Annotated in this window: 20 protein-coding genes; 18 read left to right on the top strand and 2 right to left on the bottom strand. The window is 56.4% G+C overall.

Annotated features, from left to right (window positions below; translation table 11 throughout):
- The first annotated feature begins 12 nt into the window (after positions 1 to 12).
- From NNL35_RS19175 to NNL35_RS19155, 6 genes are all read left to right on the top strand, one after another.
- The gene (locus NNL35_RS19175) at positions 13 to 228 is read left to right on the top strand and encodes a hypothetical protein (RefSeq protein ID WP_006677291.1); all 216 of its coding nucleotides are present in this window, start codon (positions 13 to 15) and stop codon (positions 226 to 228) included.
- A 1-nt stretch (position 229) separates the two neighbouring features.
- The gene (locus tag NNL35_RS30435; protein WP_276540139.1) at positions 230 to 361 is read left to right on the top strand and encodes a hypothetical protein; all 132 of its coding nucleotides are present in this window, start codon (positions 230 to 232) and stop codon (positions 359 to 361) included.
- 86 nt (positions 362 to 447) lie between these two features.
- Entirely contained in the window at positions 448 to 2,205 is a 1,758-nt protein-coding gene (locus tag NNL35_RS19170; protein WP_006677290.1) for a proline--tRNA ligase, read from the top strand.
- A gap of 273 nt (positions 2,206 to 2,478) precedes the next feature.
- Positions 2,479 to 4,170: a DUF6138 family protein gene (locus NNL35_RS19165; RefSeq protein WP_238535346.1), complete on the top strand. Its 1,692-nt coding sequence runs from the start codon at positions 2,479 to 2,481 to the stop codon at positions 4,168 to 4,170.
- A gap of 483 nt (positions 4,171 to 4,653) precedes the next feature.
- The gene (locus NNL35_RS19160; RefSeq protein ID WP_006677288.1) at positions 4,654 to 5,205 is read left to right on the top strand and encodes a hypothetical protein; all 552 of its coding nucleotides are present in this window, start codon (positions 4,654 to 4,656) and stop codon (positions 5,203 to 5,205) included.
- A gap of 166 nt (positions 5,206 to 5,371) precedes the next feature.
- Positions 5,372 to 5,863: a GNAT family N-acetyltransferase gene (locus NNL35_RS19155; protein WP_006677287.1), complete on the top strand. Its 492-nt coding sequence runs from the start codon at positions 5,372 to 5,374 to the stop codon at positions 5,861 to 5,863.
- A 51-nt stretch (positions 5,864 to 5,914) separates the two neighbouring features.
- Here NNL35_RS19155 and NNL35_RS19150 read toward each other — a convergent pair whose 3' ends face one another.
- On the bottom strand, positions 5,915 to 6,226 hold the full coding sequence (locus NNL35_RS19150) for a hypothetical protein (protein WP_006677286.1): 312 nt from the start codon (positions 6,224 to 6,226) through the stop codon (positions 5,915 to 5,917).
- A gap of 254 nt (positions 6,227 to 6,480) precedes the next feature.
- Here NNL35_RS19150 and NNL35_RS19145 point away from each other — a divergent pair, with 254 nt between their 5' ends.
- The 6 genes from NNL35_RS19145 to NNL35_RS19120 all read left to right on the top strand — a co-directional run bounded on the left by NNL35_RS19145 (position 6,481) and on the right by NNL35_RS19120 (position 11,738).
- Complete coding sequence (locus tag NNL35_RS19145; protein WP_006677285.1) at positions 6,481 to 6,993, top strand: GNAT family N-acetyltransferase; 513 nt, start codon at positions 6,481 to 6,483, stop codon at positions 6,991 to 6,993.
- A 143-nt stretch (positions 6,994 to 7,136) separates the two neighbouring features.
- The gene (locus tag NNL35_RS19140; RefSeq protein WP_006677284.1) at positions 7,137 to 7,337 is read left to right on the top strand and encodes a hypothetical protein; all 201 of its coding nucleotides are present in this window, start codon (positions 7,137 to 7,139) and stop codon (positions 7,335 to 7,337) included.
- Positions 7,338 to 7,427: 90 nt separating this feature from the next.
- Positions 7,428 to 7,790 (top strand): VOC family protein, encoded by a 363-nt coding sequence (locus NNL35_RS19135; protein ID WP_006677283.1) that lies wholly within the window; start codon positions 7,428 to 7,430, stop codon positions 7,788 to 7,790.
- Positions 7,791 to 7,848: 58 nt separating this feature from the next.
- Positions 7,849 to 8,280 carry an aminoacyl-tRNA deacylase gene (locus NNL35_RS19130; RefSeq protein ID WP_254553666.1) on the top strand — a complete coding sequence of 144 codons (432 nt, stop codon included), beginning with the start codon at positions 7,849 to 7,851 and terminating at the stop codon, positions 8,278 to 8,280.
- Between the two features lie 321 nt (positions 8,281 to 8,601).
- Positions 8,602 to 11,085 (top strand): DUF4855 domain-containing protein, encoded by a 2,484-nt coding sequence (locus NNL35_RS19125; RefSeq protein WP_006677280.1) that lies wholly within the window; start codon positions 8,602 to 8,604, stop codon positions 11,083 to 11,085.
- On the top strand, positions 11,061 to 11,738 hold the full coding sequence (locus NNL35_RS19120) for an OmpL47-type beta-barrel domain-containing protein (protein WP_083835560.1): 678 nt from the start codon (positions 11,061 to 11,063) through the stop codon (positions 11,736 to 11,738). Before NNL35_RS19125 ends, NNL35_RS19120 begins: the two co-directional genes overlap by 25 nt.
- 63 nt (positions 11,739 to 11,801) lie before the next feature.
- On the opposite strand, the gene NNL35_RS19115 is transcribed toward NNL35_RS19120, so the two are convergent.
- A complete protein-coding gene (locus NNL35_RS19115) occupies positions 11,802 to 12,674 on the bottom strand; it encodes an AraC family transcriptional regulator (protein WP_006677278.1) in 873 nt (290 codons plus the stop codon).
- 183 nt (positions 12,675 to 12,857) lie between these two features.
- On the opposite strand from NNL35_RS19115, the gene NNL35_RS19110 reads away from it, so the two are divergent.
- The 6 genes from NNL35_RS19110 to NNL35_RS19085 all read left to right on the top strand — a co-directional run bounded on the left by NNL35_RS19110 (position 12,858) and on the right by NNL35_RS19085 (position 21,081).
- On the top strand, positions 12,858 to 13,967 hold the full coding sequence (locus tag NNL35_RS19110) for a glycoside hydrolase family 172 protein (RefSeq protein WP_040731522.1): 1,110 nt from the start codon (positions 12,858 to 12,860) through the stop codon (positions 13,965 to 13,967).
- A 64-nt stretch (positions 13,968 to 14,031) separates the two neighbouring features.
- On the top strand, positions 14,032 to 15,564 hold the full coding sequence (locus tag NNL35_RS19105) for an FAD-dependent oxidoreductase (protein WP_006677276.1): 1,533 nt from the start codon (positions 14,032 to 14,034) through the stop codon (positions 15,562 to 15,564).
- Positions 15,561 to 17,660, top strand: a complete 2,100-nt coding sequence (locus NNL35_RS19100; protein WP_050979420.1) for a glycoside hydrolase family protein — start codon at positions 15,561 to 15,563, stop codon at positions 17,658 to 17,660. Before NNL35_RS19105 ends, NNL35_RS19100 begins: the two co-directional genes overlap by 4 nt.
- Positions 17,575 to 19,134, top strand: coding sequence for a type 2 periplasmic-binding domain-containing protein (locus NNL35_RS19095; protein WP_238535347.1), 1,560 nt, complete (start codon positions 17,575 to 17,577; stop codon positions 19,132 to 19,134). Before NNL35_RS19100 ends, NNL35_RS19095 begins: the two co-directional genes overlap by 86 nt.
- Positions 19,135 to 19,230: 96 nt before the next feature.
- A complete protein-coding gene (locus NNL35_RS19090; protein ID WP_040731535.1) occupies positions 19,231 to 20,169 on the top strand; it encodes an ABC transporter permease in 939 nt (312 codons plus the stop codon).
- A 15-nt stretch (positions 20,170 to 20,184) separates the two neighbouring features.
- Complete coding sequence (locus tag NNL35_RS19085; RefSeq protein ID WP_006677273.1) at positions 20,185 to 21,081, top strand: carbohydrate ABC transporter permease; 897 nt, start codon at positions 20,185 to 20,187, stop codon at positions 21,079 to 21,081.
- The last annotated feature ends 20 nt before the right edge of the window (positions 21,082 to 21,101 follow it).

Raw genomic sequence — 21,101 nt, 5'->3', positions numbered from 1 at the left:
AGGAGAAATCCAATGCAGAAGACAGGAAAAGCAGAAAAAGCAAAGACCAAAGACATGAGCGCCACGGAACGCATGCACAGAGAGGGGGCCCACGGGCTGGAAGGCTCCTTTTGCAGGTGGTCGCTTCCTCCTTTGCAGCTGCGGACTCCGGCAAGCGGCCGGCGCCGCCGGGTTACGCCGTTATGCGTAGAAGAGGAATGCCCGCTCCGGCAGGCGCGTTCGAATTAGGGTGGTACCACGACGCATTCGTCCCTTCGGGGGCGGGTGCGTTTTTGCATATTTCCGGGCCCGCCTGCGGAACGGCGAAGCGGAGTGCATTCCGCATGCCGGATGGCGTCAGCGTTCTGAGGTGCGGAAGTAACGGCTAGGCACAGCAATGGCGTTCTCCAGTGCTTGGTCGAAGATGCAGGGCATGCTTTTTTTGTCGAAAAGGGAGGTTATGGCATTATGCGTCAAACTCAATTATTGTCTCCAACACTGCGGCAGGCTCCGGCGGATGCGGAGGCGGCAAGCCACCAGATGCTCGTGCGGGCAGGATACATCCGGCCGCTGGCGTCGGGCGTTTATTCGTATCTGCCCCTCGGCTGGAGGGTGATGCGCCAGCTGGAGAGCATCATTCGGGAAGAAATGGACCGGGCCGGAGCCCAGGAGCTTCATCTCCCGGCGCTGCTCCCTGCCGAGCTGTGGAAGCAATCGGGACGGTACAGCGTGTACGGACCTGAGCTGATCCGCCTGCAGGATCGCCATGGGCGGGAATTCGCGCTCGGCCCGACGCATGAAGAAGCCATTACGGCGCTGATCCGGGATGAAGTGAAGTCCTACAAGCGTGTGCCGCTTACGGTGTATCAGATTCAGACGAAATACCGCGATGAGCGGCGTCCGCGCTTCGGCCTGCTGCGCGGGCGCGAGTTCCTAATGAAGGATGCCTATTCGTTCGATATCGATGCGGAAGGACTGGACGCCAGCTACCGCGCCATGTTCACGGCCTATCATCGCATGATGCGGCGATTGGGCGTGCGCTATCGCGCCATCGAGGCGGATGCGGGGGCCATCGGCGGGGATGGGGCCACGCATGAGTTCACGGTGCTGGCCGATGTCGGTGAAGACACGGTCGTATCCTGCACGGCATGCGATTATGCGGCCAATCTGGAGCGGGCGGAGAGCGGAGGCCCCGCCAGGAATGGAGACGGCGGCGGGCAAGGAGCCGGCAAGGACGGGAATCGTCCTGCGCCGGAACGCTTCCCTACGCCGGGGATGCGGACGATCGAGGATTTGGCCTCCGGCTTGAAGCTGGATCCGTCCGCAATCATCAAGACGCTTATCTATACGGCCGACGGTGCGCCAATCGCCGTGCTCGTCCGCGGTGACCATGAAGTGAACGAGGTCAAGGTGAAGAACTGCCTTGGAGCGGAAGCGCTTGAATTGGCGAACGAGGAGACAGTCGCCGCCGTGACGGGGGCGCCGACCGGCTTCGCCGGCCCGATCGGGCTGCGGCCGGAGGTGCGGCTGCTCGTCGACCGGGACGTCGCCGCGATGAGCGAAGGCATCGCGGGTGGGAATGCCGCGGACGTTCACGTGAAGCATGTCGTGCCCGGCCGCGATATCCCGCTCGACACGGTCGGCGATTACCGCAACGTCATCGAAGGCGAAGCCTGCCCGCATTGCGGGGACGGCCGCCTGCAGTTCCATCGCGGCATCGAGGTCGGCCACGTGTTCAAGCTCGGCACGAAGTACAGTGCCGCGCTCGGCGCCACGGTGCTCGACCCGAACGGCCGCGAGCAGCCGCTGCTCATGGGCTGCTACGGCATCGGGGTCTCGCGCCTGCTGGCGGCGATCGTCGAGCAGCACCATGATGAGCGCGGCATCATCTGGCCGCAGGCCATCGCGCCGTTCCAGGTCCACCTTATTCCGGTGGCGTGGAAGAATGAGGCGCAGCGGCAGGCCGCAGAGCGGCTGTACGCTCAGCTGCAGCAGGCCGGCATCTTCGTGCTGCTCGACGACCGTGATGAGCGAGTCGGCGTGAAGCTGGCCGATGCGGATCTGCTCGGCATGCCGCTGCGCATCGTCATTGGCCAATCGATAGCCGAAGGCATGGTCGAGTGGAAGGAGCGGGCGAGCGAAGAAGCCGAGACGGTTGCGGTTGAGCATTGCGCAGACAAAGTGCGGGACTGGGCGGGTCGGCCGGATGACCGAGGGAACAGGTGACTACGCTGGATTAAGGCAACAGCAGGAGCGCGTCGCGTAAACGAATTCCGGATGGGGTTCCGCGATGCGCTCCTTTTGGCTTCTCCTGTTCCTGAATGCCGAATTGATGATGGCTTTTGCGTAGACAATTGATCGATGTTGGTTCGGCTGCACAGGAATAATATTCCCATGAACATCTTTTCAAATAGGACAAAAGTCCGCTGACCCTTCGGTTCCGAGAACCTATAATAAACACATTCCCAATTTCTTAAATGGCGGTGACAATAACCAAAAATGGAACAACAAACGATAATGGCGACACTGGCGGAGGAAATCGCCGATGTGATGAACGAATGGTTCGACCAGATCGAGAAGAAAGATGCTGACTCGATTGTGCGCCGCACAAGCTTGCAAATTGGCATCCATAATTATGCCCGCTTCGAGTACATAAATGGAAAAATCAAAGTATTTTCCCATAAAGACGATTTCGGTTCGCCGGAGTTCCAACGCCAGGGCGCCAAGCCGGAGGAGCCGCTCACGAACGAACGGATCACCAATGAATTGCTGCCGCTGCTGGAAGAACGCCTGCTAAGACGGATTCGATCCTATGATGCCAGCCCGCTGCTCGATTATCGCTTCACGGTTGCCGGCAAGTTCGTTATGGGTAACGAGGCGTTGGCCGTTACGGCTGTAGACTATATTCATGAGGAAAAGAGAGCATTGCTGCTGGAGCGGATCGCCGACTATATCCAGAGCAAGCTGGAAGCCGGCGTTTATCCGACGGACCGGCTGGAGAGCTTTTTCCTGTCCAAGCATGTGGTGGACCCCGGATTATTTCCCGAGATGGACGCACAGAGCATAGTACATATTTACGATAGGGTGCTGGAGCTGAACAAGAACAACAAGGACAAGCTGGAGGAGCATCGCGCCACGTTCATACGTGCTTTGCGGAGGTGGGCCGAGACCGAGTTCCTGCCGCTCTATTACGATGTGACCAAGGAGAGTTGGGGGCTCCCCGTCTACACGAAAAAGGACGGAATCGATCTGTCCGCCATCGATCCGCAGCATATGGAGCTGGCGCTGCATACGGCCATCCTGATCTTGAAGCACGAGCCGAATTATAGCAGAAGCGCTGGTCTTGAATTGCTGGAGCGGCTGAAGGAGCTTGGCAATGCCAAAGTGGACAAGATCTTGAAGGAAGGAAGCGGAACGCTTGAACCCGCCGTTGTCGCGTATAAGGATGAACGGGTGGAATGCCGGGCGAATGACGTCTTCGCTACAATCACGATTCATATCAAGGACGAATGTGCGGACAGCTACGCGGCAGCCATCGATTTTATCGCCAATCTGCTGAACAAGGGCTTCCCCGCAAGCTATCAAATCAAGCTGAAATCGAAGGCGAAGCAGGCGCTGACCGTGCCGGGATTGGCCAAATCACAGACGCACCGCTTCTTCGCGAATGCGCTGGAATACAGCGAACTGCATCCAAGGCTCGAAGCGTATGCGCGCTTGGCCATGGTCGAGCACGAATGGTATGAGGATACGGAAGGGGAGAAGAACTGCATGCCCGGCACGTATGCCGTATTCGGCTTGGGGCTGGCCGGCAAGCAACACTTTCCGCTTGTCGAAGCGTATATGAGTCTCGTCGATCAAGAGCACCAATCCGTGCAGGAGTCGTTCACAGCGGCATTTATCAAGCAATATGGCATCGATGCGACGACGATCCCAACTGCTGCCGCGTGCATCCTGCGATGCAATGAAAGCAAGCTTGCCAAGTATCGGCCCGAATTCGAGCAAGACGCCAATATGCGGGCTCTAACGGCATATATGCAGCAGCTTGAGCCGTATGAGGCGGAGCATGCCGTGGCGATGATCTGGGGCAGCAAGGAGAAGCTTCAGGCAAGAGCCAAGAAAGAGAAGGGCGAAGGGCAGAACATGTTCACCGAGTTATTGGCATTGACCGAGGAGCGGAAGAAGCGATTCTAACGCAGCGAGGCAGGGGGGGCTGAATGTGGGAGCGCTTGAACGTGACCTTACCGGCCGCTCGCTCGATGTATGAGCAAGGCAAGGATCATTTGCCGGCGGAGCAGCCTGTATACGGAGATATTTCGATATGAGCAGAGCTGGAAGAGCCGCATAAGGCATTCCTATTTGGACTTTGGCAGGCTGGAGCAAGGAGAGCTTTGTCTGAACCGGGCCATCGAATCCGCGGACGCTGCCGGAGAGAGAGCTGTTTATATTCGGGCGGTTGTCTGTTATGGTGAAAAATAAAATTGATTCATCTGTATCGCGAGGCTGAGGTGTTGCCATCAATTGCAACCGGCTTCAATATGTTTCGAAGGATTCATTCCCGGATTCATCGTCCATAATATGGATTTGGCCCTTGCGTCTCTAATGAAGCGAGCTGCCAGTGCGCAGTGCGATGGAATGAATTGATCTGGCAATCAAATTTGAAAAGGATGTGTTGCATTGAATTTTGTAGCATGGGCAATTGTAGCCAGCGAGATCGGCTTCTGGGTCGTCATCCTGCTCGGCTTATTCGCACGCTATGTGCTCAAGAGACAGAAGCTTGGCTTGATCCTGCTCGCTCTCACTCCGGTCATCGATCTGATCCTCTTAATTACGACGAGCATTGATTTATACGGAGGAGCCACGGCGACAACGGCGCATGCCGTCGCTGCGGTATATATCGGGGTCTCGATCGCATTCGGCAAAGACATGATTGCGTGGGCGGATGAACGATTCCGGTACTATGTCGCCAAGCAAGGGTCGAAGCCATTGAAGCGGTATGGCCTCGAGTATGCGAAGCATTACTTGAAGAGTTGGATCAGGCATGTGCTGGCGTATCTGATTGGCGCCGGGCTGTTGTTCGGGCTGATCTATCTCATCGATGACGCCTCCCGGACCGAGGCGTTGAGCGGGGTGCTGCGGCTGTGGACGGCCATATTGGGCATTGATCTGATTATTACGATTTCCAATTTTATTTGGCCCAAGAAAGAAAAGGTATCGGAATCACAATAAAAGCAGCCGATGGTCCTGATGAATGGAACGCGTGGAAAGCCGGGACACACACGATCGGGCAGTTCCCCGGACTATGAAATATATCAGGAGATAGTGCGTGAGAGGAAGTCGTCTCAATGAAACCCCTGTGAGGCTTTCTATCCGTAATCAGAATGGAGGGCAAGGGATGGAAACGCATGAGAATTTGCAGTTTCAATCTATTTTCGAAGAGGATGTGGCCGGTCTGACAGAAATCATGACCCGGGCTTTTGACACCGATACGAAGCAATTTCTTGGCCAGGAAAAAGGCGGGCCTGATGGTTATGACACAGGCGAATTTATAAAACGATGGGCGCTGAATTCACCGACTCAATCTTATAAAGTAGTGTTGGACGAGAAGGTGATAGGAGCTGTCATTGTGTGGATCAATGAAAACAACGAAAATGTTTTAGAGTGCCTATTTCTCGATCCCGTTGTGGAGAATCGCGGAATCGGACTCGCCATATGGAGATACATAGAGCAGAAGTACCCCGACACGAAAAAGTGGATAACGGAAACCCCGGGGTATTCAAAAAGAAATCATCACTTTTATGTCAATAAATGCGGATTTAAAATCGTGAAAATAAAAGATCCGATGAATCGGGAGGACGAGTCCTACATTCTGGAAAAAGAAATGTAGTTTCGTCTGCGAAGGGGTATACCAGTGAAGCGGCACTTTACTGGTATTACCTCAGATTGGAAGAGGCTCAGCTACTGTCTTTCGGACTTCCATGACCGTGTTTTCATCTTTATCCTGTAAATGCAACCACTCGCGGGCCGCATAAGAAAAGCCGCTCAAAAGGCCAATAACACAAACGGCAACGGCCAACCTTTTCATCGTCAATACAGGGGCTTTCCCCGGATTAGGCGTTGCTCTTTCCAGTTGCGCGATCCGTTTCATTACGCTATCGGAAAAATCTCTTTCCGGGATAGTTGTCATCTCCATAACCTCTTTTATATTACGGATCATGCCCGCTTCCGCAAAAACATCATTATGTTTCATTGACGAGTCCATCCACTTGTTGAGACCAAAGCGATCTCAGTCTTTTTTAAGCCGCTCATATTTTTTGCGTCCGGTTGCTGCCAACGGTATAAGTTGAACGCCTTGTACCGGGAGATACGGTTTTTCACTATATTGATGCAGTGATTGTAAGTCGTTAAATCCTCCAGTTCATGCCAAATGTGGTATAGTAGCTTTATGCGCATGTGGCCGCTTAGGAAGACATCGATATCACTTTTGAAGAAGGAGTTATCGTTATGAGCCTACAGATCGTGGAAATTCATCCGGATCACAAAGAAACCTTTTTGAATTTGTACAATCTCTATTTATACGAGCTCTCCGCCTATACGGGTGAAGATATTCAGCCTGATGGAACATTTGATGTGAGCAGTACGCATTTGTATATGGAGCGGAATGAATTGCATCCTTATTTCATCACATACGATGATAAATTGGCCGGATTCATTTTGATTTGTTCGCCACCCTATGTGCCGAGCGGCATCGATTACTCGATTCAAGAGTTGTTTGTGTTGAAAAAATATCGTGGCAAAAATCTGGCATCCGAAGCGGTAAGTACGGTGTTGAACCGATTTCCGGGCAGCTACAGCGTGGAGCAATTAAAAAACAATATAGCCGCCGTGCGATTTTGGAAGAAATACTATAAGGAACAGAAGATTGACTTCCTGGAAAGGGAGGACAGCATTGAATTGGAAGGATTGCCCGGAACTTATGCTATGTTGTCCCAGACCTTCGTTTTCTCTAAAAAATGAAGAAGAAATCCGTACAGTTCCATTAATCGAGATGGAATGGCGAATTATTCAAAGGGCTCAACGGCAAATACAAGTTTCATTTTCTGGGGCAAGGAACGAATCAGATCAGAGAGCGGGTCATTGAGACGAACAAGGGACAGTATTTGAAATTGTCCGGCCGCAACGACCGAAATATAGGGAAAATCATCGCGTTCATCGACGAGAAAAAAGTTGAAGTCAACATCCCGGAGGAAGACTATTATTTAGTGCTCACGCCGATCGAGAGTACCGAAAAAGCGTTTGCGACAGGGATGATCGTGCTCGACCGGAATAGCCGGGAGATCGAAAGAATCCATGTGAATTAGCGCAAGCTGCTAAGCAAGCCGAACGAGCAAGTCCATTGGTCCTTGGGTAACTCAAGCAATAATAAATTCGAGGAGGGATTGGGATTGACAATGATTACTCGCTTTCATCATGCTCAGATCACGATACCGCGAGGCCAGGAAGAACAGGCCAAAGCCTTCTATTGCGGCGTGCTGCAGTTGAAGGAAATCGCCAAGCCCGACTCCTTGGCCGGCAGAGGAGGATTCTGGGTTCAAGTTGGCACGCAGGAGCTTCATGTGGGGACCGAAGATGGCGTCGATCGTTCATTGACCAAAGCCCACCTGGCATATCAAGTGCAGGACATCGAGGCGATGAGAGAACGGTTACTAAGCCATGGCATTGAAATTCTGGAATCAGTTCCGATTCCGGGGTATGAACGGTTCGAATTCCGGGATCCGTTCGGCAACCGCGTTGAGTTTATTCAACCTGACTAAATCAGAAAGTAGAGTGGAGACAGAAATGAATGCCTATGAAACGAAAATAAAAGAGTATATGGCTTTACATCATATCCAAGCCGAGCATCTCGTCCTCGAGCAATCCTGCCACTCCGTTCAGGAGGCGGCCATCGCCGTTCAGGGCTCAGCCGATCAATTCGTCAAGAACATCTGCATGATTGACGAACAGGACCGGTTCATCGTCGCGATTGTCAAAGGCGAAGACAGAGCAAGCACGACGAGAGTCGGCAAAGCTCTGAATATTGCCAAGCCGCGGCTCGCGAATGAGACGGAAGTGCTGGAGCGAACAGGGTATCCGGCCGGCGGGGTGCCTTCGTTCGGATTCGAAGCTCTGTTCCTGATCGATCCCAAGGTGACCGAGAAGGACGTAGTCTATACGGGTGGCGGATCTCCTCATTCCCTAATCAAAATAGCGGTAACCGAATTGCTGCAGGCCAGCGGGGGAGAAGTGGCGAGAGTACGGAAATAGGGCAGGGAGTTGAAATAATTCACATGACCGTCTGCGATCGATCGCATGACGGTCATTTTTTGTTATACAAATCAGCATCTGCGCATCCGGAACTCATCATGATGCCTGCCTTCAAGTTTGCAGGAACGGTTAACATTTTGCTAATTTCAGCTAAATCCATTGCGGTTCTTTCCTTTTACGATGAGAGAAGCATGCGGCCGAACCGAGGCGGCTCAGGCGGGTTGTACCGAAGCGGCGCCGCAATCCTGGCACAGAAGGAGGGGAGTTGGACTGCTGCACTAACGGGCAGGTATCTCTCGATGTGAAAGGAGAGTGAAGTTGATGTATGGCAGACAAGGGCTAGTTCTGATCATTGCGTTATGCATGTGCTTGGCAGGATTATCATCCACGGTGCAATCTCTTGAGCGGACCGGGCAAGCCGGCCAACGGATGAACTTGGCGATTGGTCATGTTCCGGTTATTCATAAACCGGACGCCGATGTTCAGTCTCAGCTGAATATTCCCGATACCGGCTCCCCCGCAACCGACGCCTATAAAATGACGGATGGCGTGCCCGCCAATGGGAACGACTGGAGCGATCCAACATGGTTCAAGTTCTATCGCGATTCGATGCGCGAGGTCATCGTCGACATGGAAGCGATCCATACGGTCGACAGTGTGTACATGACCTTTGCCCAGCGCAGCGATGTCGGCATCAGTCCGCCGCTCCATGTGCGGTACTACGCTTCCAATGACGGAGTCGATTATGCCTTTTTGGGCAAGGCGAAGCCGGACGTCCCGCTCTACTTCGAGCATGTGAAGCCGGAAGGAACGAATAAGGACGTTCACAAAAAGACGTACAAGCTCGATCGCATCGCAGGCAAGCCGATGTATATTCAGGCCCGCTATATTAAGATGACGTTCGTGGTCGAATTCAACTGCTGGGCCGATGAGATGGAGATTATGGGACAGCCGGGCATTGCCGCCGGAGCGGAGGTTCCCGTCTCCCAGCCGGATCCGGACAGCCCGATCGTGCAGGCGTACCCGGAGCCGGGCTCGGAGGCGGCTTCACGCATCCGCGATCAATTCCTGCTTCCGACGGGAGCTTACCGGGTCCCTGAAGTGACGAACTGGACGGTAGAAAAAATGAAGTCCGTGCTTGGATATAAGGACATATACGGGAACTATTCCGACTGGCTGTTCGATGATATTTTGTTCGCGACTGTAGCGGCCGTCATTACGCCTTCCGGCTTTGACGGGAACGGCATGGGCATCTTCGCGAACATGGCCGATTATCACTCGTTCCTCGACTTTTCGTTCCAGCGGGATACGCAGCTCGGGGCGTTGAACGAAGCGGCCGGCGAGCTGAATGCGCTGCTCGGAACGAACCGGAAGGTCCGCATCAACATGGTTATTCCGAAGCTGACGCCGAGCGCCGACTTCGGAGACGTGCGGGGCGACGGCAGCCGGTTCAGTCTGCTGCCGGCTGATTTCCGCGGCGAGGTGGCCAATCCGGACAGCGAAGCGGGACAGATGGAGATGGCGCGTCTGGCCTTGGAGAATCAGAAGGCGGCGCTGCGATGGTATATCGATGAAGTGGAGCGGCGCTTCCAGGAGGCCGGCTACGCCAATCTGGAGCTGAACAGCTTCTATTGGAACCCGGAGCGCCTCTTCGGCGGCGGCGATATCGAATTGATCCGGGGAACGGCGGAATATTTGAAGAGCAAATCCTATTACTTTACGTGGATTCCGTATTTGTCCTCCTTGTCACCGTACGTCTGGAAGGAGCTTGGATTCACATCCGCCTCCATACAGCCCAACTATGCATTCAATTTCTATAAAAAGGGCGTTCTCCCGGCAACCGCCGCATTCGCCAAAAAAGTGGGCGCCAGCGTCGAAATCGAGTACAACGACTATCATACGCTGGCTCAATATATGAACTTCGGCGTCACGTCGGGGTATATGAAGGATACCTTCAATACCTATTACTTGGCTACGACCCCGATTGTGGACGGGGCGAACGCCTTCGTTCCGCTCGATCCGGCCAAGCATGCGGACAGCATGTCGATGCTACGGCGATCCGTATATGATCGTCTCTACGAATATATCTCGGATCGGTATGATCTTCGGTATACGATGCGAGTGAACATGAATACGACGGAGGCGGGCAGCATCGTCGTTACTCCGGGCATTGCGCTGGCGAATGATTATGTGAGCGGCGAGTATACCGTTCATTACGATCCGGCCAAGGTGGCCTATGAAGCATGGTCGATCGCCGACAGTCTGGCCGGGCGGGGAAGCGCCGCCGTAGAGGAAGCGGAGCCCGGCTTGCTTCGCGTCCGCTTCCGGGTTCACGATGAGAAGAAGGCCTTATCCAGCGATCTGGCCAAAAAGCAGGACCCGGAGAGCAGCGCGGTGACGACGGTCAAGCTCGTTTTTGCCAAAAAACAAGGCGTGCCGGATGCGGAGGTTACCGGAAGGCTGTTCGTGATCGGGGCGGAAGGCCAGATGATGGACAGGGCAGGACGCGCGTACCGGAATTGGAGCGCGACCGGCATCGTGCCCGGATCTCCCGAAGATATTGTCGTGAAGGCCGACAAAGCCGTCAGAAGGGCGGAGGAGGGCAAGCGGCCGGCCGATATCGCCGCGGCACGCCAGGCGGCCGCTCTCCTGCCGGATAGCCCGTTGAAGACGAGTTACATCGGGCGACTGCAAGCGTTGAACGGCGGGAACGACGATACCCCTCCGGTGACGACGGCTCTCGTCACGCCTTCACAGCCGGATGGCGGAACGGCTGGTATCTGTCTTCGCCCACGGTTGAGCTGACGGCCGCGGACGATCAATCGGGCATCGCCGCGACGGAATACAGCCTCGATGGCGGAACGGTGTGGGAGGTCTATACGAAGCCCTTGACGCTGCCGGAAGGGACGCATACGGTGCGCTTCCGTTCGATGGACACGGCAGGGCAGACGGAGGAGGCGAAGTCGATTGTCGTGAAGGTCGATGGGACAGCGCCTGCCGTCTCCATACGGGAGCCGGAGGCAAGAAAGTATACGGTAAGCGAGACGCTCCGCACCGACTTCGCTGTGGAAGACGGCGGATCCGGCCCGGATCCGGCCGCCACAGTCCTTCAACTGGACGGAGCGGAGCGGCCCGCAGGCCAGGCCATCGAGCTGTATAGGCTGCAGCCGGGCCGTCATGAGCTGAGGATCAAGGCGGCCGATCTGGCAGGGAACGAGACCGTCCGTTCGGTTCCGTTCGAGATTGCCGTTACGTTAGGGAGCTTGAAGGAACTGGTGGCCCAGTTCGCCGAACAGGGATGGATCGGCAACCGGGGAATCGCGAACAGCTTGACCGTCAAGCTCGATGAGGGAAATCTGAAGGCGTTCATGAATCAAGTATCGGCACAACGCGGCAAGCATATCGGCATCGAAGCGGCTGATTGCTTGCTGAGGGCTGCCCGTCATGCGGCGGGCTAACTGTTGTACCACATGTCTTTGTTCTCTGACATAGCAAGTGACGCATTCCGCCATGCGGAAGCGTCACTTTTTTTTGCTGCGGTAGAAGGACGGGGGAACTCCCTCCCATTTTTTGAACGCGCGGCTGAAGGCGTGAATGCTTCCGAACCCGACACGCTCCCCAATTTCGGTTAAAGGGATATCGGTGAATTGGATCAGCCGCTTCGCTTTCTCGATTCTCGCCAATTGATGATAGCGGATCGGAGAGATGCCGAACGCATGCTTGAACAAGTGGATGAAATAGTAGGTGCTGAGATTGGCCATCGCCGCCAACTGCTCGACCGATATGTCCGTATCCAGGCGATGGTTCAAATAGTTTTTGACCGTGGTCAACTGCTGCCAATGGGAGTGCAGATGGCGGTTCTGGTTCCACTGGTGCTCCCGGAGCAGATGAATCCACAGCTGGATGAAGGAGCCTTTGGCGAAGATCTGGTTGTACGGAAGCGCCAGATTGAAATCATGGACGAGATCAAGCAGCATCTTTTCGAACGCAAGCGGGTTCTGCAGCCGGATATAGGTTGGCAGCTCGAAGGGCGGCGCCGAGCACAGGTCTTCCCGGAACCAGGACATCTCATGGGAAGCGATTTCATTTAACGGCTTGAATGACACCTTCACATCCGGGCTGTCCGGCTGGTAGTACAAATCGAAATGAATATGAGGCTGGCGCATCGGGACCGTTCCCCGGCTAAGAATGGAATGCCGCTGCTTCGGCTTGAACAGGAAAATGTCCCCCGGCTTGCCGTCATACACCTCGTCCATCACCGTAATGCGGGCTTCGCCCTCCTTGATGTACAGCAGCTCGTAATCGAACAGGACTCGTTCTTTGATCAGCCAGCCCGGATTCAGTTTATTATCCAGCGCGACCCGGATGTAAGGGGATAAGCGGTTCAGATCCAACGCCGTTCACCACCTTTGCACGGAATTGATTTCCATTATATTGGGAGGCCCGGACAATCGCAATACCGGTCAACGGCGAATCCGCCGAATTCGCAATAACGGTTAACATCTTGCTAATCCGGGCTAAATCCAAGCGGCAGCTTTTCGCTTAGCATAGGGGTAACACAATGGATGGAGGTTGACATGATACGATTATCAAGCGGTCTGGCATATCACTTGCCCGGCGCCGCGCTTCTGACGAATGGCCTGTCCCGTTCCATCTCTGCCGAGAATCCGACGGGTGCGAAGGGGCAGGGCGGAAGAGCGGCCAATCACTTGGGCGTGGGGCGCAAGGGCAGCCCGTTCATCAAGCTGAAGCAAGGGGAGACGGCGACCATCGCCGAGATCGAGGGGCCGGGCGTCATCCAGAGCTTGTGGTTCACGATTCCGGACCGGACGGGAGCAGGGGATTATGTGCTGCGCGATCTGGTGCTGCGCATGTATTGGGACGGCTCCGATCAGCCTTCAGTGGAAGTGCCGTTCGGCGATTTCTTCTGCAACGGATTCGGAGTGCGCTGCAACGTCAATTCGCTGCCGATCGCCGTTAATCCGACCGGAGGCATGAACTGCTATTTCCCGATGCCCTTCCGTTCAGCGGCGGTCATCACCGTAGAGAACCAGCATCCCGGGGACATCCCGCTCTTCTATTATCAGATCAATTATATGCTGGTCGGCGAGCTGCCGGAGGAAGCGGCTTATTTCCATGCGCAGTGGAGAAGAGAAAGCATTACCGCGCCGCAGCGTGATTTCATTATTCTTGACGGCATCCGGGGAAAGGGACAATATATCGGCACCTACCTGGCCTGGGCCTCGCTGGAGCGGTATTGGTGGGGCGAGGGCGAGATCAAGTTCTACCTGGACGGGGACGAGGAATGGCCGACCATTTGCGGGACGGGAACGGAGGATTATTTCGGAGGCGCCTGGTGCTTCTATGAGCAGCGGGACGGTAAAATGCACGAGACGACGTACTCGACGCCGTTCCTGGGCTATCCGTTCTCCTCGAAGTCCGATACGACGCGCCCGGGGCAGTTCCCGGAGGATGCGGTGCCGATGCACGGCCTGTACCGCTGGCATCTGCCCGATCCGATCTGCTTCGCGCAGGACATCCGCGTCGAGATTCAGCAGATCGGACATAACGGGCGTGAACTGTTCGAGCGCTCCGACGATATCAGCTCGGTCGCGTATTGGTATCAAGACCGGCCGCAAGCCGCTTTCCCCGCCTTGCCGGCGGCGGAGCGGCGCAGGCCGCGCTAAGGATAGGCGAAGGGAGGGACGGATGTGAGTTACGGTCAAGAAATGAAGTGCGACATCGCCGTCATTGGCCGCCTGCCGGATGGGCAAGCGCGTCGTCATGACGGAGGAGACGGCCTGGATCGGCGGACAGCTGACATCCCAGGCCGTCCCGCCCGACGAACACCGCTGGATCGAGCAGTTCGGCTGCACCCGTTCCTACCGACGGTTCCGCGATGGCGTGCGGGACTATTACCGCCGCCATATCCCGCTTGCGGCGGACGCCAGGGACGCGCCGTTCTTGAATCCCGGCGGCGGCATCGTGAGCGCGCTCTGCTACGATCCGCGCGTCGGCGTCGCCGTCCTGGAGCAGATGCTCGCCCCTTATATCCTGAGCGGTCGCCTGACGATACTGCGAGGGGTGGCGCCGGCACAGGCAGAGACGAGCGGTGATTGCATCGACGCCGTCACGGTGCGGGATAAGGCGACCGGACGGCGGACGGTTCTTCGCGCCGCCTGCTTCCTCGATGCGACGGAATGCGGGGATCTGCTTCCGCTGGCCGGAGCCGAATATGTGACCGGGGTGGAATCGGCGAAGGAGACGGGCGAGCCCCATGCGCTGCCCGGAGAACCGGAGCCGCTGACGATGCAGTCGTTCACCTGCTGCATGGCGATCGACTACAAGGAGGGCAGGGACGACCGGATCGGCAAGCCGAAGGATTACGACTTCTGGCGCGCCTGCCAGGCCCCCTTCCAGAAGGATTGCCTGTTCAGTTGGACGTGGGAGCATCCGCGGTACAGGAGCTTCAGCCTGCTGCCGGAGGAAGAGCGCTTCTCTCTGTTCCTGTACCGGCAGATTGCGGACCGCTTGCTCTTCGTCCCCGGCATGTTCGAGACGAGCGTCTCGATCGTCAATTGGCCGCAGAATGACTATTGGCTCGGCCCGCTGTACGAGGTGGGCGAGCCGGAGCGGGAGCGGCATCTGGAGCAGGCGCGCCAGCTGAGTCTCTCGCTCTTGTATTGGCTGCAGCACGATGCGCCCCGACCCGACGGCGGAACCGGATATCCGGGCGTCGGCCTGCGGCCCGATGTGACGGGAACGGCCGATGGCCTGGCCATGTATCCGTATATCCGGGAATCCCGCCGCATCCGGGCGGAATTCACTGTGCTGGAGCAGCATGTAAGCGCTCTATCGAGGGAGGGGCGCGGAGCGGAGCGGTTCGCCGATTCGATCGGCATCGGCTTTTATCCGATCGATATTCATCCCCGGACGGGCAACCGGGACGGCCTCGGCCTGGAGACCGTGCCGTTCCAGATCCCGCTTGGCAGCCTGCTTCCCGTCCGGCTTGACAATCTGCTGCCCGCCTGCAAGAACGGAGGCTTCACCCATATTACGAACGGCTGCTACCGGCTGCATCCGATTGAATGGAACATCGGGGAAGCGGCCGGGTATTTGGCAGCCTGGTGCTTGGATCAGAGGCTGCCGCCGCGGGCGGTTCGCAGCGATACGGAGCGTCTGGGGGAATTCCAGTCGCTGCTCGTTCGCGAAGGACTCGAGCTCGCTTGGCCGCAGCTGCCGTCCATGCGATCAATCAACGATGGAGAGGAGGAGTTCCGATGAAGGACAGCATACCTGCATGGGCTTGCAGTTGGCTGAAGCTGGGGGATGATCGCAATCTGTCCGTAACCTGGACGGAGCCGGACGCAGCCAATCGCGGAGAAGGGCGCTGGGCGGTCGCTTCGGTCCGCTGGGCGGGTCCGGCCGCCGAACCGGAACATGCCTTGCTGCGCATGAAGGTGGCGCCGGACGTCAAGCTCGTCTGGAAGCCCCACCTATGTCCCGAGGAAGGGATGGTCATCGGGGACGCCGTCTTCCGCTCTCCCGCCATCGTGTTCGAGCGGGGGATGGACACATTCGCGCTCATCCCCGATCTGCATCAGCTCGGGGCTTGGCGGCGGATCCCGCATGTGATGGACTTCGTCCTGCCGGAGCGCGAGCTCTTTTACGGATTAGCGCATTACGAGAAGACCGGGCATGTCTATCATCGGCTGACGCAGCGCCGCTGTCCGGTGGAGCAGGGCCAGGAGCTGTTCCGCTTCTATGTTGTGCTCTGGGAAGGATCCGGAGGCGGCCGGAGCTTGATCCCGGTCAGCCGCTGGCTGTGGGAGCGGTTCGCGAGGCCGGCCGCCGCCCTGCCCGCCATCCAGGCGGAACTCGGGAAGTCCTTGACCGCAGCGCTGCAGGAGCTGGAGCCGTATGCGAGGCATACGTATGACTGGGCGTTCCGCCGCTGGGCCGGGCTGGTATGGCAGGAATTCAACCTCGGCGGCACGATGGTCGGCGGCTGCGTCTTCATCGTGCGGGCGCGCCAAGCGCCGGGGCTTGGGATGGAGGAGCAATGGCGGGAACGGAAGAGCATCTGGAACCAGGCGTGGTTCTGCAGCCTGCGCAGCGCTTACGGCTATCGGCTGTGGGGGGAAGCGAACGGGGATGCCGACCTTGTCCGGCGCGCGAATCTGGCGAAGGAATTCGCACTCGCCGCGCCCCGGGAGAACGGCTGGTTCCCTGCCGTGTTCACGGCTGACGATCAGGCCGGCTGGGAAGACGGACGTTGGGGGCATTCCGACCGGCGGCCTCCGGGACATGACGAATATGCCCATCTGCTCGACATGTCATGGACCTGCTTCTGGATGCTGAAATGGCACCGGGACATGGAAGCGGATCCGCGTCTGCTTGACTATGCGCGAGCTTATGCCGAGCGCCTGCTCTCGGTGCAGCATTCGTCCGGGAGCTTCCCTGCCTGGATCCATCCGGCAACAGGCGAAATATCGCCCTTCCTCCGGCATAGCGCGGAGACGTCGATGCACGCCTGGCTGCTTGCCCGGCTGTACCGGATGACGGATCATCCGGATTATCTGTCCGCGGCCCGGAGGGCGATGGAATTCATCCGCAGCGGCATTATGCCGGAAGGCCGCTGGGAGGACTTCGAGACGTACTGGTCCTGTGCGGCCGAATGGGAAGGGAAGCGGCCCGGCATCAAGGATCGCCGCAGCGGGCTGTACAATCAATGCTCGTTCTCCATGTACTGGGCGGCAGAGGCGTTCAGGGAGCTGCATGCGGCCACGGGCCAGGCCGGCTATCTGGAGGACGGAGAGAAGGCGCTGGCGGAGCTGTCCATGTATCAGTCAGTCTGGAACCCGCCCTATATGGGCATTCCCGCGCTGGGCGGCTTCGGCGTCATGAATTCGGACGACGAGTGGAACGATGCGAGACAGAGCTTATTCGCGCTCACGTACTTCGGCTATTATGCCGCCACGGGCAAGCGGGAATATGCCGAACGCGGCCTGTGGGCCATGAAGGCGTCGTTCTACATGATGTACTGCCCGGAGAATCCGCTTCTCCGGAAGCTGTATGAATGGAAGCATCCCTTCTTCCATGAGCGGGATTACGGCTTCGAGATGGAGAACGCGCATCATGGGGAGGATGCGGATGGCATCGTCGGCGAGTTCACGATCTTCGATTGGGGAAACGGCGCGGCATCCTCCAGCTTGGCGGAGCTGCTGTTTCGCATACATTTGAATGAGGAGGGGTCCTATGGTTCGCGGAAGATGGGGCACATTGGCGATCTGGGTGCTGGCCGCGCTGGTTGCCATCAGTCTGGCAGCCTGCAGCCAGAAGGAGGAGGGCAATGCGCCGCCGAACGTGGAGGAAAATGAGAGCGGCAGCGGCAAAGAGGAAGCGCTTATGATCAATTGGCTGACGTATCAATACGGTCCGGTCGATGCCGATGCAGCAAGCAAAAAGCTGCTGGAGGAGAAATTTAACGTCAAGTTCAACATTTGGTACCTCGATGTTACGCAGAGAGAAGAACTGCTTGGGGCTAAAATGGCGGCCGGCGAATTTCCCGACTTCATGACGGTGTACAACGGGGCGGATCTGGCTAAATTCATCGATCAGGGCATCGCCGTGACATTCACCGAAGATGAGCTCAACACCTATATGCCGAACTACAAAAAGCTGGTCGATAAATATGATCCGCAAGCGTGGAAGTATGTCAAGCGCAACGGCGAATATATGGGCATTCCGAGCCTGAACACCGATGGTGTATACGGCTGGGCGGTTGCCTGGAGGAAGGATTGGCTCGACAAGGTAGGCATCGCGAAGGTGCCGGAGACGCTTGACGAGCTGAAGGAAGCGATGCGCCGCTTCCGTTATGACGACCCGGACGGCAATGGGCAAAAAGACACGTACGGCATGTCCAAGACAGGCATGCAGCAGGTGTACGGCGCCTTCGGCATCTATCCGGAATTCTGGACGGAACGCGACGGCAAGCTGGTATGGAGCGGCATTACGCCGGAAGCGAAGATGGCCCTGGAAGTGCTTCGGGAGATGAAGAAGGATGACGTGATCAGCCCCGAATGGGTGCTGCCGAATGGCGAGAATACCGGCGGCTACTGGGCGATTTCGAATGATTTCGTCAACGGCAAGATCGGACTCTCCTCGCATGGGGCGTACTATCATTGGACGCCACCCAACCCGGAGAAAAGCTTTCCGGGCGGAGATAACGTGAAGCTGCTGGCCGAGACGAACCCCGCAGCTGAGATTGCTTACGGCAAGCCGGTCAAGGGTCCGAACGGACAAGCGGGCGTGCCGGCTCCGGGCATGACGGGTTCCGTCTATATGGCGTTCGGCAAGGAAGCGAAGGATCCGGAATTGAAGCACCGGATTATGCAGATCTGGGATGCGGTGTACAGCGACTATGATCTGTTCATGAAGGTGAAGTTCGGCACGATCGGCGAGACCTACGAGATGAATGGCCTCCAGCCGAAGATGAAGGACGAGTACAGCAAGAACGAAGCCCAGGCGAAGCTTGGCCTGCATATTACGTTCACGCCGTTCGCCCAGCCGGAGTTCGCCGAGAAGTGGTCGAAGCCGGAGGAGCGCGAGGCGACGAGCAAGCTGTTCAAGTATGAGGACGGCTCCATCGCCAATGCGCTCAAAGCGCCGCTGCCGTCCGAATCAAAATATTACAAAAATCTGGTCGAGAAGCTGCAGCGGGAAACGTATGCGGCGATCATTAACGGCGACAAGCCGCTTGACGAGTTCGATCGATTCGTGGAGCAGTGGCTGAAGGATGGGGGCGAGCAGTTGACCAAGGAGGCCAACGACTGGTATCAATCACTGAAGTAAGTCACTACAGGGGGAGGAAGAACGGTCAATGGATCGTCGGCTGATTCGATTGATCGTTTTTCCTTGTCGGAAAGGGTGAGCATTCTGAGCAGCATCATGATCCGCAAGCCGCCCGGGGCAGCGGCCAGATTCGCCGCTTGGCTGAAATCATATTGGAAGAACCGCTATCTGTTTTACATGATGTTCCCATGCCTTCTCTTTTTTTTCATTTTTAAATATTTGCCGATGTACGGCATTATTCTCGCCTTCAAGGACTACCGGATCGTGGACGGCATTTTCGGGAGCCCGTGGTGCGGATTGGATAACTTCCGCGAGCTGTTCTCGGGGCGGGACTTCCCGCGGGCATTCCGGAACACGATCATATTAAGTGTATATAAGCTTATTTTCGGCTTTCCGGCTCCTATCATTTTGGCGATTCTGTTGAATGAGCTTCGCGTCATCCTATTCAAGAAGTTCGTTCAGACCTTGAGCTATTTGCCGCATTTTTTGTCCTGGGTCGTGTTGGCCGGCGTGTTTATGGAGATTTTTTCGCCTACCCGGGGCATCGTCAATTATTTGTTGACTTCGCTCGGCCTGGAGCCGATTTTTTTCTTCGGGGATCAGAACTGGTTCCGGACCTTGCTGGTCAGCACGGAGGTATGGAAAAGCGTAGGCTGGGGATCGATCATCTACTTGGCCGCGCTCTCCAACGTGGATCCGTCCTTATACGAGGCTGCCGTCGTCGACGGGGCCCGGCGCTGGCATCAGATGATCCACATTACGCTGCCGTCGCTGCTTCCGGTCATCACGATCATGTTCATCTTCGCGGTCGGCGGCATCATTTCCGATGATTTCGACCAGATCTTTAATTTCTACAATGAAGCCGTCTACGAAGTGGGCGATGTGCTCAGCACCTATACGTACCGGCTCGGGATTAAAGAGATGGAATACGGTCTTGCGACCGCATCAGGATTGTTCACCACTGTCATCGCGTTCGTGCTCATACTGCTCACCAACTTCATCGTCAAGCGGTTCAGCGATTACGGAATCTGGTAGGGAGGAGACCGGGACATGTCCATGACCATCGGCAGCAAAACAACAGGGGAAAAAGTATTCGACCTTTGCAATGTCGTGTTCCTGTCATTGTTCGCCTTTACGGCCGTCTATCCGTTCATTAATGTCATTGTCGTCTCATTCAGCACGCCGGCCGCGGCGAATCAGTACGGCTTGAAGCTGTGGCCGAAGGAAACGACGCTGGAGGCGTACAAGATTGTTTTTTCCAACAAAATGATCTGGACCGGCTATTTCAATACGATCATCCGGACGGGGTTCGGGACGGCCATGAATGTCCTGTTCACCGTGCTGTGCGCTTATCCGCTTGCCAAGCGGCATTTACCGAACCGCAATCTGTATACGTTAATCATCGTATTCACGATGTTCTTCAGCGGCGGGCTTATCCCGAACTATTTGCTGATCAAGGAGTTGGGATTGCTGGATAATCGCCTGTCGCTCATTTTGCCCGGCCTGATCGCGGCGTTCACGATGATTATCGTCCGCAATTTCTTCATGTCGCTGCCCGAAGAGATTGAGGAGTCGGCTAAAATCGACGGCGCCCATGATATCCGCATCCTGCTGTCCATCGTTCTTCCCGTGTCGACGCCGATCATCGCGACGATCTCGCTCTGGTATGCCGTCTCGCATTGGAATGCATGGTTCGATTCGCTGCTCTACATTCAATCCCAGGATAAGGCGGTGCTCGGCAACGTCCTGCGCAAAATCATCATCGAAGGGTCGCCGCAATTTCAGGAATATGACAACTATGATCCTGCCAAGCCGCAAAATCTGGTGACGCCAGACATCATCCGGGCAGCGACGATAATGGTGGCGACGACGCCGATATTATGCGTCTATCCATTTATACAGAAATATTTCGTCAAAGGCGTCATGATGGGCTCGTTGAAAGGTTGACCGCGAACTCCTATTTCATT

The organism is Paenibacillus dendritiformis (assembly GCF_945605565.1).
Lineage (GTDB): Bacteria > Bacillota > Bacilli > Paenibacillales > Paenibacillaceae > Paenibacillus_B > Paenibacillus_B dendritiformis_A.
This window is presented reverse-complemented; position numbering and strand designations above follow the sequence as displayed.

Excerpts from the sequence above, each read along its gene's own strand:
- NNL35_RS19175 (WP_006677291.1), top strand. The coding sequence starts at position 13 with ATGCAGAAGACAGGAAAAGCAGAAAAAGCAAAGACCAAAGACATGAGC.
- NNL35_RS19170 (WP_006677290.1), top strand. The coding sequence starts at position 448 with ATGCGTCAAACTCAATTATTGTCTCCAACACTGCGGCAGGCTCCGGCG.
- NNL35_RS19165 (WP_238535346.1), top strand. The coding sequence starts at position 2,479 with ATGGAACAACAAACGATAATGGCGACACTGGCGGAGGAAATCGCCGAT.
- NNL35_RS19155 (WP_006677287.1), top strand. The coding sequence starts at position 5,372 with ATGGAAACGCATGAGAATTTGCAGTTTCAATCTATTTTCGAAGAGGAT.
- NNL35_RS19150 (WP_006677286.1), bottom strand. The coding sequence starts at position 6,226 with ATGAAACATAATGATGTTTTTGCGGAAGCGGGCATGATCCGTAATATA.
- NNL35_RS19145 (WP_006677285.1), top strand. The coding sequence starts at position 6,481 with ATGAGCCTACAGATCGTGGAAATTCATCCGGATCACAAAGAAACCTTT.
- NNL35_RS19135 (WP_006677283.1), top strand. The coding sequence starts at position 7,428 with ATGATTACTCGCTTTCATCATGCTCAGATCACGATACCGCGAGGCCAG.
- NNL35_RS19130 (WP_254553666.1), top strand. The coding sequence starts at position 7,849 with ATGGCTTTACATCATATCCAAGCCGAGCATCTCGTCCTCGAGCAATCC.
- NNL35_RS19125 (WP_006677280.1), top strand. The coding sequence starts at position 8,602 with ATGTATGGCAGACAAGGGCTAGTTCTGATCATTGCGTTATGCATGTGC.
- NNL35_RS19110 (WP_040731522.1), top strand. The coding sequence starts at position 12,858 with ATGATACGATTATCAAGCGGTCTGGCATATCACTTGCCCGGCGCCGCG.
- NNL35_RS19100 (WP_050979420.1), top strand. The coding sequence starts at position 15,561 with ATGAAGGACAGCATACCTGCATGGGCTTGCAGTTGGCTGAAGCTGGGG.
- NNL35_RS19090 (WP_040731535.1), top strand. The coding sequence starts at position 19,231 with ATGATCCGCAAGCCGCCCGGGGCAGCGGCCAGATTCGCCGCTTGGCTG.
- NNL35_RS19085 (WP_006677273.1), top strand. The coding sequence starts at position 20,185 with ATGTCCATGACCATCGGCAGCAAAACAACAGGGGAAAAAGTATTCGAC.